The sequence below is a fragment of the Mesorhizobium sp. CO1-1-8 genome (assembly GCF_020164875.1).
Classification (GTDB): domain Bacteria; phylum Pseudomonadota; class Alphaproteobacteria; order Rhizobiales; family Rhizobiaceae; genus Mesorhizobium.
In genome coordinates, this window is the sequence record NZ_JAIUGZ010000006.1 from 70,082 (window position 1) to 85,950 (window position 15,869).

Annotated in this window: 11 protein-coding genes and 1 pseudogene; 5 read left to right on the forward strand and 7 right to left on the reverse strand. The window is 63.2% G+C overall.

Features of this window, described 5'->3' with window-relative positions:
• Window positions 1-56: 56 nt before the first annotated feature.
• The 3 genes and pseudogenes from LB558_RS14075 (at window position 57) to LB558_RS33185 (ending at window position 4,158) form a co-directional block, all read left to right on the forward strand.
• A complete protein-coding gene (locus LB558_RS14075; protein ID WP_224698100.1) occupies window positions 57-1,964 on the forward strand; it encodes a propionyl-CoA synthetase in 1,908 nt (635 codons plus the stop codon).
• A 113-nt stretch (window positions 1,965-2,077) separates the two neighbouring features.
• Complete coding sequence (locus LB558_RS14080) at window positions 2,078-3,160, forward strand: acyltransferase family protein (protein ID WP_224698101.1); 1,083 nt, start codon at window positions 2,078-2,080, stop codon at window positions 3,158-3,160.
• 297 nt (window positions 3,161-3,457) lie between these two features.
• Window positions 3,458-4,158: pseudogene (locus LB558_RS33185) on the forward strand (metallophosphoesterase family protein).
• A gap of 76 nt (window positions 4,159-4,234) precedes the next feature.
• On the opposite strand, the gene LB558_RS14090 reads toward LB558_RS33185, so the two are convergent.
• From LB558_RS14090 to LB558_RS14115, 6 genes are all read right to left on the reverse strand, one after another.
• On the reverse strand, window positions 4,235-6,622 hold the full coding sequence (locus LB558_RS14090) for a polysaccharide biosynthesis tyrosine autokinase (protein WP_224698102.1): 2,388 nt from the start codon (window positions 6,620-6,622) through the stop codon (window positions 4,235-4,237).
• Between the two features lie 236 nt (window positions 6,623-6,858).
• The gene (locus LB558_RS14095; protein WP_224698103.1) at window positions 6,859-7,755 is read right to left on the reverse strand and encodes a UTP--glucose-1-phosphate uridylyltransferase; all 897 of its coding nucleotides are present in this window, start codon (window positions 7,753-7,755) and stop codon (window positions 6,859-6,861) included.
• Between the two features lie 74 nt (window positions 7,756-7,829).
• Window positions 7,830-8,798 (reverse strand): glycosyltransferase family 2 protein, encoded by a 969-nt coding sequence (locus tag LB558_RS14100; protein WP_224698104.1) that lies wholly within the window; start codon window positions 8,796-8,798, stop codon window positions 7,830-7,832.
• Window positions 8,788-9,738, reverse strand: coding sequence for a glycosyltransferase (locus tag LB558_RS14105; RefSeq protein ID WP_224698105.1), 951 nt, complete (start codon window positions 9,736-9,738; stop codon window positions 8,788-8,790). The genes LB558_RS14100 and LB558_RS14105 overlap by 11 nt, the downstream gene beginning before the upstream one ends.
• Window positions 9,738-10,733 (reverse strand): glycosyltransferase family 2 protein, encoded by a 996-nt coding sequence (locus LB558_RS14110; RefSeq protein WP_224698106.1) that lies wholly within the window; start codon window positions 10,731-10,733, stop codon window positions 9,738-9,740. The genes LB558_RS14105 and LB558_RS14110 overlap by 1 nt, the downstream gene beginning before the upstream one ends.
• A gap of 40 nt (window positions 10,734-10,773) precedes the next feature.
• Entirely contained in the window at window positions 10,774-11,946 is a 1,173-nt protein-coding gene (locus tag LB558_RS14115) for a glycosyltransferase (protein WP_224698107.1), read from the reverse strand.
• A gap of 185 nt (window positions 11,947-12,131) precedes the next feature.
• Here LB558_RS14115 and LB558_RS14120 point away from each other — a divergent pair, with 185 nt between their 5' ends.
• On the forward strand, window positions 12,132-13,628 hold the full coding sequence (locus LB558_RS14120; RefSeq protein WP_127256341.1) for a lipopolysaccharide biosynthesis protein: 1,497 nt from the start codon (window positions 12,132-12,134) through the stop codon (window positions 13,626-13,628).
• 52 nt (window positions 13,629-13,680) lie between these two features.
• The gene (locus LB558_RS14125) at window positions 13,681-14,703 is read left to right on the forward strand and encodes a phosphoribosyltransferase family protein (RefSeq protein ID WP_224698108.1); all 1,023 of its coding nucleotides are present in this window, start codon (window positions 13,681-13,683) and stop codon (window positions 14,701-14,703) included.
• An 18-nt stretch (window positions 14,704-14,721) separates the two neighbouring features.
• Here LB558_RS14125 and LB558_RS14130 read toward each other — a convergent pair whose 3' ends face one another.
• On the reverse strand, window positions 14,722-15,801 hold the full coding sequence (locus LB558_RS14130; protein ID WP_023811595.1) for a glycosyltransferase: 1,080 nt from the start codon (window positions 15,799-15,801) through the stop codon (window positions 14,722-14,724).
• Window positions 15,802-15,869: the final 68 nt, after the last annotated feature.

The window sequence follows — 15,869 nt, forward strand, 5'->3', positions numbered from 1 at the left end:
CCAAGGGTAGAGCGCGCTATCTGGAAGGAAGAAAAACATTTCCTGGGGAGGTATGGATGGCTTCACGCTATCACGAGGTCTATGAAGGTTGGAAACGTGACCCGGAACGCTTCTGGGCGGATGCTGCCGGCGACATCGACTGGTATTCGCCCTGGGACAAGGTGTTCGACGCCACGGCCGGTGTCTATGGCCGCTGGTTCACCGGCGCCACCTGCAATACCTGCTACAACGCCATCGACCGCCATGTCGCTGGCGGGCGCGCCGACCAGATCGCGCTGATCCATGACAGCGCGATCACGGGAACGATCAGGAAGTTCACCTATGCCGAGTTGAAGCGCGAGGTGGTTGCACTCACCTCGGTGCTGAAGAACCGTGGTATTCGCAAGGGTGACCGCGTCATCATCTATATGCCGATGGTGGCCGAGGCGGCCGTCGCCATGCTGGCCTGCGCCCGCATCGGCGCGGTGCATTCGGTGGTCTTCGGCGGCTTTGCCTCGCATGAGCTTGCCACCCGCATCGACGATGCCAGGCCGAAGCTGATCATTTCGGCATCCTGCGGCCTGGAGCCGGGCCGCGTCGTTGCCTACAAGCCGTTGCTCGACAAGGCGATCGAGATCTCCCGCCACAAGCCGGACGCCTGCCTGATCCTGCAGCGCGACCAGTTGCGCTGCGAGCTGAAGGAGCATTTCGACATCGACTACGCCGATGCCGTCGCCCGCGAACGGGCAGCGGGCGCCAATGTCGATTGCGTGCCGGTGCTGGCCACCGATCCGCTCTACATCATCTACACATCGGGCACGACCGGACAGCCCAAGGGCATCGTGCGTGACAATGGCGGCCATATGGTCGCGCTGAAATGGACGATGGAAAACGAGTTCGGCGTCAAGCCGGGCGAGGTGTTCTGGGCGGCATCCGATGTCGGCTGGGTGGTCGGCCATTCCTACATCGTCTACGGACCGCTGCTGCATGGCTGCACCAGCATCCTGTTCGAGGGCAAGCCTGTCGGCACGCCCGATGCCGGCACCTACTGGCGGGTGATAGCGGAGCATGGCGTGGTCGCGCTGTTCACCGCGCCGACCGCATTCCGCGCCATCAAGGGGCAGGACCCGAAGGGCGAGTTCATTGCCAAACACGACCTCTCCAAGTTCCGTACGCTGTTTCTTGCCGGCGAGCGCGCCGACCCGGAAACCATCAAATGGGCGGAGCAGAAGCTGAATGTGCCTGTGGTCGACCATTGGTGGCAGACAGAGACCGGCTCGCCGATGACGATCAATCCCGCCGGCCTTGGCCTGCTGCCGGTGAAATACGGCTCGCCCGGCGTGCCGATGCCCGGCTACGACATCCGCGTGCTCGACGATGCTGGCCATGAGGTGCAGCGCGGCACGCTGGGCAATGTGGTGATCAAGCTACCGTTGCCGGCCGGCTGCCTGCCGACGCTGTGGAACGCCGATCAACGGTTCCGCCAAGCCTATCTCGAGGAGTTCCCCGGCTTCTACAAGACGGCGGATGCCGGCATGGTCGACGAGGACGGCTACCTCTACGTCATGGCCCGCACCGATGACATCATCAACGTCGCCGGCCACCGGCTGTCGACCGGCGCCATGGAGGAGGTGCTTTCGGCCCATCCCGATGTCGCCGAATGTGCGGTCATCGGCATTGCCGACGCCATGAAAGGCCAGGTTCCGCTGGGCTTCGTGGTGTTGAACGCGGGTGTAACCCGCGATGTCGGCCTGATCGAGAACGAGGTGGTCGGCCTGGTGCGCGAACGCATCGGCCCGGTCGCCGCCTTCAAGACGGTGGTGACGATCAAGCGCCTGCCCAAGACGCGTTCCGGCAAGATCCTGCGCGGCACCATGCAGAAGATAGCCGACAAGGAAGAATGGGCCATGCCGGCGACGATCGACGATCCGGTCATCCTCGACGAGATCACCGCCGCCTTGAAGGAACGCGAAATCGGACTTTGAGCCACTGAAGGGTGGGCCGCGGACGACCTTTTCGAACGGCAAGCAATACTTTTATTGTGCGACGCAGCAATGCACCCTAAAGTCGTTCGCGGGGGGCCATCGACAAAGGTCGCATGGCTCAGCAGAAGATTACATTTGGCGGCGTCGACATCCTGCGCTTTCTCGCCGCCGTCATGGTCATGGTCTACCACTATGGCTTCTGGGTGTGGGCGTATCCGGACGGTGTTTCGGCGCGCGCCACGGGCGGCGTTCCCCCGCAACCGGCAATAGGCGCCTGGGTCGAATCCGGCTGGGTCGGCGTCCAGATCTTCTTCGTCATCAGCGGCTTCGTCATCGCCTTCAGCGCCGAAAGGTCGACGCCGCTGCGCTTTTTCGAAGCAAGGGTGAAACGACTGGCGCCGGCGGTGTGGATCTGTGCGCCGGTCACCGCGGCGGTGCTTTTGATCGTCGGTCTCAGCTGGCCGACCGATGCCGTCATCCGGCTCGTCCGCACCGGCCTGTTCGCCCCCTACGCGCCATGGGTGGACAGCGTCTACTGGACGCTCGGCATCGAGATCACCTTCTATGCCATCGTCTGGGTCCTGCTCAGGCTTGGCCGCTTCCATCAGATGGAAATGGTGGCCATCGCCATCGGTCTGGTCAGCACACTGTTCTGGTGCCTGTATTACCCGCTCGACTGGGCCGATCTTGCCGAAACACGCACGCTCGACCTGCTGTTGGTGCATCACGGCGTTTTCTTCGCCACCGGCGTCATGCTGTGGCTGATGCGCTGCAAGGCGGTGACAGCCGCCCGCCTTGCCTTCTGCGCCCTGTTCCTGTGCGGCGGCGTGCTGCAGATCGCCAGTTCGGTCGATGTTCATATCCTGAAGGTCGGGCGAGAGATGCCGTTCGCGCCGCCAATCCTCATCTTCCTTGTCGGCATCGCGCTGATGGCGTGGTCGCTGCGGCTAGACCTCTCCTGGAGCGGCTGGCGCCGGATCGGACTGATGACCTATCCGCTCTACCTGCTCCACGATGTCGTCGGCGCCGCCCTGCTTGGAGTCCTGGTCCGCGCCGGTCTGCCGCATCTGTTCTCGATGGCGGTCGTCGGCGCGACGATGATCGCGGCAAGCTGGCTGGTGGCGACCGAGGCCGAACCGCGCATCCGGCTGCTGCTCGACCACATCGTTTTCCGTTATCGGCTCAAGGCAGCCTGACGACGATCCGGCAGACCGGGCCGGCCGCCGACCTAAAGCATGTCGCGCCTGAGCGGATTCAGGCCCCTTGTTTCCACAGATCGTTCTCCCCGAACCGAGCTCATTTCTGAGCGACGTGCATTGGCGGTCCCGACCTGGCGCGGCTGCATTTTCCACGATTGCGGAATTTTCCGTTTCGGGCATGATAACAGGCACTTATGCCTTCCGCATGAGAGCTCGCCTCGAGACGCCCCGCACGTGACCCTGTTCCAGCGAAAACAACCCCGCATCGCGGCGCGGCCGCGCCTCGATATCGACATGCAGGACGCCGTCGTCTATGCGATCGGCGACGTGCATGGCTGCTACAAGGAACTCCGCGCCCTGGAGCAGAAGATCCTGCTCGATTCGCTGCGCTTCCAGAGCCGCAAGATCATCGTCATGCTTGGCGACTACATCGACCGGGGGTTTCAGTCGGCGCGGGTGCTCGATCACCTGCTGGCGCCGCCGCCGAAAGGATTTCAGCGCATTTGTCTTGCGGGCAACCACGAAGTGGCGATGCTGAACTATCTCGACGGAAATCTGTCCCGCGAACCCTGGCTGGCGACGGGCGGCCTGCAAACCCTGTTTCCTATGGCATCGATCCGGCGCGCCTCGCCAGCCTCTACGGGAGCAGCGCGCAGATCGACCGGCGCATAAGGGAGATCATTCCAGACGATCACGTCAGCTTCCTGCGCGGGCTGCCGATCATGGTCCGTTCGCGGAAGTTCGTGTTCGTCCACGCCGGCATCAGGCCCGGCGTCGACCTTGCGGCGCAAACCGACCATGACCTGATCAACATCCGTTCGGACTTCTTCGAAGCAACACACCTGCTCGACCGCTGGGTGGTGCACGGGCATACGCCGGTGGATGTCCCTAAGCTCGAAGGGCGCCGGCTCGGCATCGACACAGCCGCCTTCCAGAGCGGACGCCTGACCGCCGTCAGGATCGCCGACAAGCAAGGCAGGCTGATCTTCTCCTGACGCGCATCGATATTGCGGTGTGCTGACCTGGAGATCGCTGCACTCCAGAGTGGACCCACTCGCGCAACGGTCGACGTCAGACCGGCGCCTTGCCGCGCACTTCCGATTTTTCCAGATAGTAGCTCGAATATTTATCGAAGAACTTTTCCGAGCCGCCGAACGATCCGTATTTGGCCAGTTTCTTCAAATCGACCTTGTTCAGCACCGCGCCGACGATCTTGTTGGCGACATAGGGTTCGGATTCCAGCATCGACCTGACCATCGCGCGCGGGGTGCGCCCCCACTCGGTGACCAGTACAAAACCGTCGACCAACGGCGCGAAGGCCTTGGCGTCGACCACCGGTCCGAGCGGCGGCAGATCGACGACGATGTATTCGAACGTCTCCTTGGCGTTCTCGATGAAGCGCCGCATGCCGGCCGAGGAGAGAAGTTCGCTGGTATGCGAGAAGTGACCGCGCAGCACCGCCGGGATGATCGCCAGCTTCGTCTGCCTGTCGATCTTGCCGACCGACTGCCAGGTCTGGCCACCGACCACCGCTTCCATCAAGCCCTGCTCAGTTTCCATGCCAAGGCCTCGGCTGAGGCCGGGATTGCGCAAGTCGCCGTCGATCAGCAGCGTCTTGGAGCCATTGGCGGCAAGCAAGCCGGCGAGATTTGCCGCGACCGTCGACTTGCCCTCGCCAGGAAGCACCGAGATGATGCCGATGACGCGGCTGCCTTGCCCTTCCATCACGACGTCGAAGGCGATCTTGGCGCTGCGCAGCGTTTCGGAGAACATCGAGGCTGGAGAATCGATGCTGACCCGCATGCGCGCCCGCTTTTCGGCTGAAGACAGCGATTGGGTGGTCTTGGCGTCCACCTGGGTCTCGCCCGGCTTTTCTTCCTTGCCGAGCTTGCCGCCGATCGTCGGCAGATAGCCGAGGAATTTCAGATTGACGCGGTCGCGCACGTCCTCGCCGGTCCTGAAGAAGCGTTCGTTGAACTCGTTCAGGCCACCAAAGCCGGCGCCCATCAGCACGCCAAGCACTAGCGAAAGTCCGAGCACGACGATGGTGCGCGGGCTTGACGCGGCAAGCGGCATCGACGCGTCCGAGATGATGCGGATCTTGCCGACCGGGAAGGATTGCTGCTGCGCGGCTTCCTCGTAACGACCCAGGAATGTCTGATAGAGCGTGGTGAGCGCCGTCGCCTGCTGATCGAGTTCACGCAGCTTGACTTGCGTCTGGTTGTCGACGGAACTCTTGCCTTGCGCGGCCGCGACATTGGCCCTGAGCGCGGTCTCGCGTGCCTGCGCCACCTCATATTCGTTGCGGTAGCTTTCGGTCAGCTGCTTCAGCTCGCCGAAAATCTGCGTCGATATGTCGGCCTTCTCCTTGGACAGAGCCACCGCCTGCGGGTGCTCGGGGCCGAAATTCGCCTCGACGTCCTGCAGCCGCTTGGCCACCGTGAGGTAGCGGGTCTTGAGCGCCGATATGACCGAACTGCTCGGCTGGTCGCTCGATATGGCAGCATCCTTGAAGGCGTTGTCGGAGCCGCTGTCGACAATGGCCTTGTACTGCTGGTAGCGGGCGCTGGCGCGTGCGGTGTCGGCCTGCGCCACGATAAGCTGGGCGTTGAGGTCGGAAAGCTGCTTGTCGCTCATCAACTGGCCATCGCTGTTGGCGGCCAGCCCATGTTCGGCCCTGAATTTCTCAACCGCGAGCGAAGCTGCCTGCGAGCTCTGGCGCAGCTCCGTCAACCGGCCCTGCAGCCAGACCGCAGCCCGCTCGGTGGCATCGAAGCTGGCATCGAGCTGATCGGCGAGATAGGCATCGGCATAGGCCTTGGTGACGGCGTTTGCCAAGGCCGGATCCGTCGCCTGATAGCCGAGCGCGATAACATAGCTTCGGCCGATGCGTTCCGCCCGGATCTCGCTCTGCAGCTTGAGGATAGCGTAGTCGCGGCGCGACGTGGCGATCAGCGCATCGCGGGCGGCCGGGTCGAGTTTGCTGAAGTCAGCGCCACCCGGCATGGAAGAGCTGGGGCGGACATACTGGATCAGGCCGCGGATGAGGCCTATGCCTTGGGCAAGCGCCGACTGGGGCGGATTCATGAACGTGTCGTTCTGGTCGAGCTTCAGCTTGTCGACGACCACGGCGGCAAGCCGCGTCGAGGTCAGGATCTCGATCTGGCTCAGGATGGCGGAATCGGTCTGCATGGTTGTCGACGCCGCCGAGATATCGTCGACAATCTTGTTCAAGCCTTCGTCGATCAGCACGCTGGCGACCGACTGATATTTGGGCGGCGTTGTCTGCAAATAAAGCAGGCCCAGGAAGAGACCGATGACGGCACACACGGCGACCACCTTGGCCTGCCGTGCGGCCATGCCAAGCAGCCGCTCGATATCGATGAAGTCTTCGCCGTCTCCTGCGTCCGAATTCGGCAATGGCATCCTCTTGTCGAGAGGAAAGTTGGCATAATTCATCTTCGGTCCAATTCTAGAGCCGGTCCTATTCCGATTGATCGCAATGGGCTCTATCTCACTGTTTCAACATGACCTTTTCCGGAAACCGGGACCCACTTTCAGGGATCATGCCTTGGCTTACAGGCGCCTCGAAGATCGGGAGCATCGCCAGAAGCGATGCAAGCGTCGTGCCAGACGGCGAGAACGCGCCGGCCCCTCTTCGCCGGCCATCTGACAATGCTCCCGAAAGATGGGCATTATGCGGCTTCTTCCTGGCGTTCGTACGACCGGACGAACTCCTGAAGCATCTCGAAAACCGGACCCTTCATGTCGTCGCGCGCCAGCGCGAAGGCGATGTTGGCCTGGATGAACCCTTCCTTGGACCCACAGTCGAACATGCGGCCGAGGAAAGGCTGGGCGAAGAACGGCTGATCCTTCGACAGACGAACCATGGCATCCGTCAATTGAATCTCGTTGCCGGCGCCGCGCTGCTGATTGCCCAGGAGCGCGAAAATCTCGGGCTGCAGGATGTAGCGGCCGTTGATGTAGAAGTTCGACGGCGCATTGGCCGGCGCGGGCTTCTCGACCATGGCCGTCACCTCGAAACCGCCGCCGATCTCGGCGCCACGGCCAACGATGCCGTATTTGTTGGTCTCGCTCGGTTCGCAACGCTCGACGGCGATCACGTTGCCGCCCGTGCGCTCATAGAGATCGACGGTTTCGGCGAGGCATCCGCGCCCGCCGAAGGACACCATGTCCGGCAGCAGCAGGGCGAAGGGCTCGTTGCCGATAACCTCGCGCGCGCACCATACGGCATGGCCGAGGCCCTGCGGGGATTGCTGGCGGATGAAGCTGGTGGCACCCGCCACAGGCAGCATGCTTTCGAGCGCCTCCAGCTGGGTCTTCTTGCCGGTCTGCTCCAAGGTGCCGATCAATTCCGGATGCAGGTCGAAATAGTCCTCTATCACCGCCTTGTTGCGACCGGTCACGAAGACGATGTGCTCGATGCCCGCTTCGAAGGCCTCGTCCACCGCATATTGCACGACAGGCCTGTCGACGACGGGAAGCATTTCCTTCGGCATCGACTTGGTCGCCGGCAGGAACCGTGTTCCAAGCCCCGCCACCGGTATCACGGCCTTCCTGATTTTCTTCATCGCAAATTCCTTCTGAGGAGATCGACTTCAGTCCATTCACAGGCCACGAAAAATCCCTCCATGTGCCTGCATCTTCACCTCCCCGCCCCAACGGCAAATTGTGCCGCCATTCTTCGCAACCGCACGGCGATCGGCATGCCCATATGCCTGACCGCCGCCGGGTCGCTGAGCGCCGTCCGGATCGCCTTGAGCGGGGACCGCGCCTTGATGTGCTGAACCAGTGACAGAAACGATGCCGCCTTGCGCAGGCTGCGGCCGCGCCGGGCGAACGCCGCCTGCGCGGCCTTATCCATCCGGTGGGTTTGAGCGAACACGGCATCCGCCCTGCGCATCGCCTCGACGTGGTGAAGCTCGAGCACGCGCGAAATGGAGCCGCTGCGGATATGGTAGGCATAGCCGATATCGGGCTCGACCACGCATTTGCCGCCCTTGGCCAAGGCTTCGGCAAACAGGATGTAGTCTTCGCCGATCCTCAGCTTCTCGTCATAGCGAAGCCGGTTTCCGTTCAGGAACTCGCGCTGGAAGATCGGCTTGAGGTAGCCGAGGTTGAACTTGGATTCGAAGACGACGTTGCCGGCGATGTAGGTGGCCAGCGAAATCTCGCGCAAGCCTTCCAGATACTGCCGCGGAAACATCGCGTCCTCGATGACGCCATCCTCGCGAACGACCTGCAGATTGTCGACGGCGATCTGGGCGTCCGCGCTTTCGGCACGAGCGATCATGGCGGCGAGCCGGCCGGGAAAGACCGCGTCGTCGGAATCGAGAACCGCGATCCATCTGCCGCGGGCGGCATCGAGGCCGGCATTCCTGGCGCCGCCGGGGCCGTGGTTGCTGGCCAGGGCGACGACACGGACGATATTCTCTGGGTAGGCCCGCGCCACGTCGAGCGTCGCATCCCGCGACTTGTCATCGACGACGATGATTTCGACGCTGACACCCTTCTGGGCGATGGCGCTGGCGATAGCCCGGTCAAGGGTCGCCTCGGCATTGTAAGCGGCAATAACGAAGGAAACATCCGGGACAGAGCTGACGTCAGGCTGCACGCTTGCCTCCCTCCTCTGGCGAAGGCTGGCCATAGAGGCGGATTTCGCGGATGCCGACGAGGCCGCTGACGACACCAACATGCATAATGCCGCGCAGCACGCTGCGGTTCCTGCGTACCGGACTGACGACCACTGGAAGTGCCGAGGCGAAGCAATAGATGGCCTTTGCCGAGGCCAGGCCGACCTGCTTGACCAGGCCAATGCCGCTGGCGCTACTGCCCAGGAGATGGCCGTGCGTCTGGCCGACGCGGAAGCGGCGGCGGCCGAGCCAATCGAATGCCGCCCTGGAGCGCGGTACCACCTCCTCGACCCAGGCCTCGGGCGAGAAGGCGATGCGGCCGCCGGCTCTGTACATCAGGTCGAAGAACTCGGTGTCTTCGCCGCCGGTCTGGCCACGCGCCAGGCTGAAGCGGCGGCCGCGCAAGCTGTCCGAGGCCATCTGCAGCAGAACGTTGCAGGTATAGCCGGTGCGAATCTCGCCGCCCACCCAGACGGGCAAGGTCGAATGGAAATCGCCGCGCCGCATCCAGTCCGGTGCGTCCGGGCGATAGCGCGCCCTGACCGGGCCGAGCACGGCGGCGGCACCGCTTTGCTGCGCCATCGCGACCAGTTCGGCGAGCCATGGAGTCGTGGCCGTCTCGTCGTCATCGATGAAGGCGACGAAATCCGCCGTGCTCGCATCGAGGCAGGCGTTGCGGGCGATCGAGATGTTGCGCGCCGGGGCATGCTGGTAGTGGATCGGCACCGTCAATTCCCGCGACAGCGCCGCCACCATGTCGCGGGCCGTCGGGGTGTCGTCATTGTCGGCGACGACGATGCGGACATCGAATCCCGCCGGCATCTCCATGGCGTCGAGCGAGCGCAGCGTGTCGGCCAGTTCCGGCCGGCGGAACGTGCAGACGCCGATGTCGATGCTGCGGTTCTTTGCCGACACCGCCATCAGGCCACTCCTCGTCGCGAGCCGAGGCCGAGAAGCTGCAGCCAGAAGCCGACCGACCAGCCAAGATGCATGACCATGGCCGAGACACCGGCCAGCGCAACGTCGGCCTTGCGCTGGCGGATAGCCGTCACCAGCCCGTAGCCCAGGCACACCGAGGCCCACAGGAGCAGCGGTACCGCTGCCAGCCAGTGCACGAAGGAGAAGGCCGCCAGCAGCACCACTGGAAACACCAGCAGCGGCACCATCTGCCTCACCTTCGGGATGACGCGATGCTTCAGCACATTCTTGGCACGCCCGCGACCGTAGCCGAGATACTGGAAATAGAGGCCTGAGAGCGAGGCGCGCGGATAGTAGACCATCTGCGTCTTGCCGCTCATCCAGATCTTATAGCCGGCCTTGCGCAGGCGGTAATCGAGCTCGGCGTCCTCGTTGTGGCTGAAGGTTTCGTCATAGCCGCCAACAGCGCCGAAGGCCGATATGCGCATCAGCGCATGGTGGCCATGGTCGATCCACTGTCCCTGCGAAAGATGCCGGTGCTTCGAGCCGCCTGTGCCGAGCTTGGAGTTCTGCGCCGCCGCGGCCGCCTTCTGCACGGCACCGCTGCCGCTGGTCAGCATCGAAACGACAACCGAATCCGCTGATGTAGCCAGGGCTTCCTCGACCAGCCGGTCGCAATAGTCGTCGGGATAACCGCCATGCGCATCGATGCGGATAAGATAGTCGGCACCATCGCCGAAGGTACCAACGGCGAGATTGATCGCCGCGCTCTGGATGCGCCGCTGGTTGTGAAGCAGGATAACCCGCGGGTCCCTGGCAATGACATCCTCGACGATGGAAAGCGTGCCGTCGGTGCTGCCGCCGTCGGCGACGATGATCCGGGCGCCAAGCCGGGCGGCCGCGGGGCGCAATTGATCGAGCAGCGCACCGATATGGGCGGCTTCGTTCAGGCACGGGATAACGATCAGGCTGGATGAGGGTTTTTCCGTCTGCGTCATCAACCTCTGTCCATCTTGCCTCTGTCCATCCCCGGCCATCCTATGCCAATGCCTCGGCGGCAAAGGAACCGGGCGCGGCCGTCAGGCTGCGCAGCCGCTCGACAAGCGCCCGGCAATCGCTGCGATCGTAGCTCCAGGTTCTCGGATTGCGCGCCAAAACACGCCCCTTCAGCCTGGCGAAGCGATGCTCTTCCATCTTGCCTAGCGCGGCTTCGAGTGCCTCGGGCGAAGCCTGCGGCAACAGCACGCCGATATCCTGCTGTTTGAGGAACCGCCCGGTCTCGGTGTTGCCCATAGAGATCGGCACCGCCCCGAAACGGCAACCTTCATAGAGCCGGTTGGGCAGAAGCCATTCGGAGTTCTGCCCCGCTTCGAAGAAATCGATCGCCCAGGAAAAATGGACATCGTTGTAGATCGCCGCCATGTCTTCCGGATTGCGGTAGGGTCCGAGAAACGACAGCCACGGCTCGGCCTCGACAAAGCCGTGAAAGTTAGGGAATTCCGACAAAGCCGGACGGCCGCGCAGCACGATCTCGAAGCGGCCCTCCATGCGGCGGGAGAAATCAGCCAGCAGCTCGAGCGAGCGGCGGCAGCGCAGCGCGCCGAACCAGCCGATCCGCCATGGTGGGGCAACCGGGCTCTCTTCAGCCTCCGGAGCGCCGGGCAAGATCGTCGCGGCCTCGAAATATTTGTTTTCGACCAGCTCAATGGGTGCCGCGACCTGGCCGAACGGCTTGAAATAATTGGCGATGAAAGCCGGCGAACTGGTCACCAACAGCTTCACATCCCTGGCCAGAAAGCGTTCGGTGGCGCGCAGCGCCTTGCCCAGGACATCGTTGCGCAGCACAAGTCTATGAATATCGAGGCACTCGTATACGATCGGAACCGATGCACCGAAGGCTGACCTGGCGCGGCGGGCAAGCGCCAGCATTTCGAGGTTGCGCGCGATGATGAGATCCGGTTTTGGCATGCCGCCCAGCTTCGAGCCTATCGAAACGGCTGCCTTGGCTACGGCCGCGAGGCGTTGGCCGAATCGCCCGTCACGCGTCGCGCCGAGGTCGATTGGGCGCAGTCCCTCGATATCCGCAATCGGATTCGTGGTGCGACGGAAGCCGGCCAGGGTGACCTGGGCCCCACCTGCCCTGAGCATCGTGATCCGCCGGCGCACCGCCGGGTCGGAAACGTCGTGCACAAGGTACAAGACATGCAGCATAAAAACTCGACCGCTGTTGGCCCACCCAAGGGAATGCTAGTACAGCTCTTGCTGCATCGCAACATTTTTGCTGCACCAACCGACGTTTTCTGTTGCACTGCAAAATTATTGCCGTAGTTTGTGGTCGGCGGCGGTCGTGGATTTTCGGGCTCGGAAATCCACTAAAAAAATCAGGAATCCTGAATTTGGAAGCCAATGCATTCGATCCGCCAGAAGGCTCCTTGCGCAAATCGGTTGGGCGCGGCGCGGTTGTCACGGCCATGGCGCAATCGGTGCGGGTCGCGACACAGATCCTGTCCGTTATCGTCTTGTCGCGGCTGTTGTCGCCACAGGATTTCGGTGTCGTGGCGATGTGCGCCCCTGTGCTTGCCTTTATCGCCCTGTTCCAGGATTTCGGCCTGACCCAGGCGACGATCCAGAAATCAGGCATCCGGCATGAGGAGGTGAACTACCTCTTCTGGATCAATGTCGCCGTCAGCGCGATCCTGGCTTGCGTGCTTGCGGGTGCGGCGCCGCTGGTTGCTGCCTTCTACGGCGAGCCGCGCGTGACGGGTCTGGTGGCTGCGTTCGGGCTGCAGATCATGGCCTATGGGCTGGGCGCCCAGCATCTGGCGCTCTTGACGCGCCGCATGCAGTTCGGCCGGCTGGCCGTCATCGACGTCGCCAGCGCCATCGCCGGGCTTGCGGTGTCGATCGCCTGGACCTTCATCGATCGCTCCTATTGGGCCCTGTTTGCCGGCACGCTGACCGGTGCCGTGCTGCCGACGCTCTGCTACTGGGCGAGCTCGCGCTGGCGTCCGGGCCTGCCGCGCAAGGTCGCCGGCATCGGCGAGCTGATCAATTTCGGCGCCGGCATCACCGGCTTCAACTTCGCCAATTTCTTTGCCCGCAACCTCGACAATGTGCTGATCGGCAAATATTGGGGCGAGGCGCAACTCGGCCTCTATGACCGCGCCTACAAGCTGCTTCTGTTTCCGCTGAGTCAGATCACCAACCCCTTGTCGAAGGTGATGGTTCCGGCGCTTTCCAGACTGAAGGACGAGCCGGATCGCTACCGCAGCGCCTATCTGCGCGTCATGCCGCTGATCCTGCTGGTGGCGCTTCCCGGTGTCGCCTTCGCCACGGCGATGTCGGATGTGCTGATCCCCTTCGTGCTCGGCGAGCAATGGCGCGCAAGCGCCTCGATTTTCCTGGCGCTCGGCTTTGCCGGGCTGCTGCAGCCGCTCAACAATCCGGCGGGGTGGCTTTTCGTCAGCCAGGGCCGCTCCGGCGATTTCATGCGCTGGGGCATCATAACGGCCGTGACGTCGGTGCTGGCTTTCATGCTCGGCCTGCCCTATGGCGCGCTGGGCGTGGCGATCGCCTATGCGATCAGCGAATATCTGCGGACGCCGTTCCTGTGGCTCTATGTCGGCAAGAGCGGACCGCTGCAGGCGCATCATGTGCTTCGCGCGGCAACGCCGTTCGTGCTTGGCGCCCATCTGGCACTGGCCGCGATCTGGTTCATCAAGCCACTGCTGCCGCAGCAGCATGTCGTTGCCCTGGCCAGCGGCGCCGTGCTCGCCTACCTCATCACCGTCGTCATCGCACTGGCATTCGCCTCCGGCCGCGAAGCCCTGCGCGAGGCGCTCAAGATGCTGCCGGCAAGGCTGCCTGCGGCAGCGCCGCGCGAGGCGCAATAATTTGGGCGTCTTCGACTGCTACGGACATCTCCTCCAGGATCAGGTCTGAACCATGCACTACCGATCGATCTCCGATATGAACGACGCCATCGTCAGGGGCCTGCACCGGCTGCCGCGTGACATCGACCTGGTCGTCGGTGTGCCGAGAAGCGGCGTTTTGGCAGCGACGCTGGTCAGCCTTGCCGCGAACATCCCGATGACCGATCTCGACAGCTTCCTGGCAGGTCGCATCTATACGTCTGGCGTCACCAAGCGCCGTGCCGCTCTCGACCGCAACGTTTCCGAGATGCGCAAGGTGCTGGTGATCGACGACAGCGTTTCCGGCGGCAACGCCATGCGCGACGCACGCGCCCGCATCCAGGCTGCGGGCATCGAGGCGGATTTCACCTTTGCCGCCGTGTTCGGCCTTGAGCCCCTGCACCAGGAAACCGACCTCGTCTTCGAGGTCGTGCCGCATCCGCGCATGTTCCAGTGGAACTTCATGCATCACAAATTCCTGGCGCAATGCTGCGTCGACATTGACGGCGTGCTGTGCCTCGACCCGACAGAGGCGGAAAACGACGACGGCCCGGCCTATGAGAAATTCCTCAGCGAAGCGCGGCCGCTCCATGTCGCGACCCACAGGATCGGCTGGCTGGTCACCAGCCGGCTGGAGAAATACCGCGCGCTCACCGAGGCGTGGCTCGCCAAGCATGAGATCAAATACGACCAGCTGATCATGCTCGACCTGCCGAGCAAGGCGGAACGGCAACGGCTCGGCGCGCATGGCAGTTTCAAAGCCGATTTCTACCGCAAGTCCGATGCCATCCTGTTCATCGAGAGCGAGCACGAACAGGCGCTGAAGATCACCGAGCTGTCCGGCAAGCCGGTGCTGTGCGTCGAAACGCATATGGTCAGCTTCCCCAACACGTTATCGCTGCCGGCACTTGGCCAGGCTGCCCGCAACCTGCCGGCAAGGCTGCGGCAGATCAAGTCGCAAGAGGGCCGCAAGAGCGCCGCCAAGACCATTGCCCGCGCGCTGCTTGGCGCCCGCGGCTACGACACGCTGAAAAGCCGGATCAAACGCCCGGCCTGACCTGCTCAGGCGGCGCCGTCAGGCCGCCTGTCGCGCGCGCTGCTGCATGGCCCTGTCCAGTATCGAGAAGAAGGTGATGAACTGGCGATCGGGATCAAGTTCCGGGCGCCCGGCGAAGCTGCGAGCGAGACTGGAAAGCCGGTCATATTCCTGGTTGTCGTTCCACAGCCGCCTGACGGCCGCGACCCAATCGGCAAGCGGAGCATCGTAATCCAGCACCACGCCACCGGAGCCGACAGCCTCGGGCAGACCGCCGCGCCGCGAGCCGACAACCGGGATTCCGCTGCAATGGGCCTCCGAAGCGACGCGGCCCCAGGCCTCTTCCCACTTGCTGGGAGCAAGCAGGATCTTCGTGCGGCCATAAACCGTCTTCATGTCGCTGGTGCGGCTCTCCAGGACGACATTGCCCAAGGGAGCGATCGTCTGTTCGATCCGCGCCCGGTGATCGTCGTCGAGCTTCCAGCTTTCGACGAACAGGAAGGGAATTTCGCGGCAGGCGCCGGCAATTCGCACCGCGAGTTCAAAGCCCTTTTCCTCGTAAGGATTGATCAGCGTGACGAATTGGCCCGTCGTCGGCGTCGAGTAATGCGCCGGGTTGATGGTTGGCGGGATCACCACCGCCTCGATGCCGAACTCCTGTCTGTAGGTACGCGCGGTGAAGTCCGAATTGGCGATGTAAAGCGCTGAATGCAATTCGCGCAGATCGCCGCCCAGTTCATGGAACTCGACATTGCGGAGATAAACGACCAGAGGCACGCCCTCCGCCTGCAGCGCCTTGCCGATCGGAACCGATTTGTGACACTGGACCACGGCCACATCGGGCTTCAGCCTGTCGACGGCATAACCCGCCGCTTCCCAGGGAAACCAGGCCCGCACCACCGGATAGCCGGGATAGCTGTCGACAACCGCCGGCTGCCGCAACAGCTTCATCTTGGCCCGCGCCTTGAAGCCAAAGACCCCATCACCGAACAGGGCGGCGAGCACAGCGGCTTCATGACCGTGCTCGATCAGCTGTTCGGCCAGATGATGCGTGCTCGACTGAACGCCGCCACTGAACTCGGGCGGATAGCCGTTGCCGCCTGCAAAGAGAACTTTCATGATCGGGCTCCTTGTCGCATCTCGTATTCCTTGCTCGGAGACAACAGGCAAAGTCCGCCGCCTCTCTT

Coding starts and splice junctions, on each gene's coding strand:
- LB558_RS14125 (WP_224698108.1), top strand. CDS start 13,681: ATGCACTACCGATCGATCTCCGATATGAACGACGCCATCGTCAGGGGC.
- LB558_RS14115 (WP_224698107.1), bottom strand. CDS start 11,946: ATGCTGCATGTCTTGTACCTTGTGCACGACGTTTCCGACCCGGCGGTG.
- LB558_RS14105 (WP_224698105.1), bottom strand. CDS start 9,738: ATGGCGGTGTCGGCAAAGAACCGCAGCATCGACATCGGCGTCTGCACG.
- LB558_RS14090 (WP_224698102.1), bottom strand. CDS start 6,622: ATGAATTATGCCAACTTTCCTCTCGACAAGAGGATGCCATTGCCGAAT.
- LB558_RS14130 (WP_023811595.1), bottom strand. CDS start 15,801: ATGAAAGTTCTCTTTGCAGGCGGCAACGGCTATCCGCCCGAGTTCAGT.
- LB558_RS14095 (WP_224698103.1), bottom strand. CDS start 7,755: ATGAAGAAAATCAGGAAGGCCGTGATACCGGTGGCGGGGCTTGGAACA.
- LB558_RS14075 (WP_224698100.1), top strand. CDS start 57: ATGGCTTCACGCTATCACGAGGTCTATGAAGGTTGGAAACGTGACCCG.
- LB558_RS14110 (WP_224698106.1), bottom strand. CDS start 10,733: ATGACGCAGACGGAAAAACCCTCATCCAGCCTGATCGTTATCCCGTGC.
- LB558_RS14080 (WP_224698101.1), top strand. CDS start 2,078: ATGGCTCAGCAGAAGATTACATTTGGCGGCGTCGACATCCTGCGCTTT.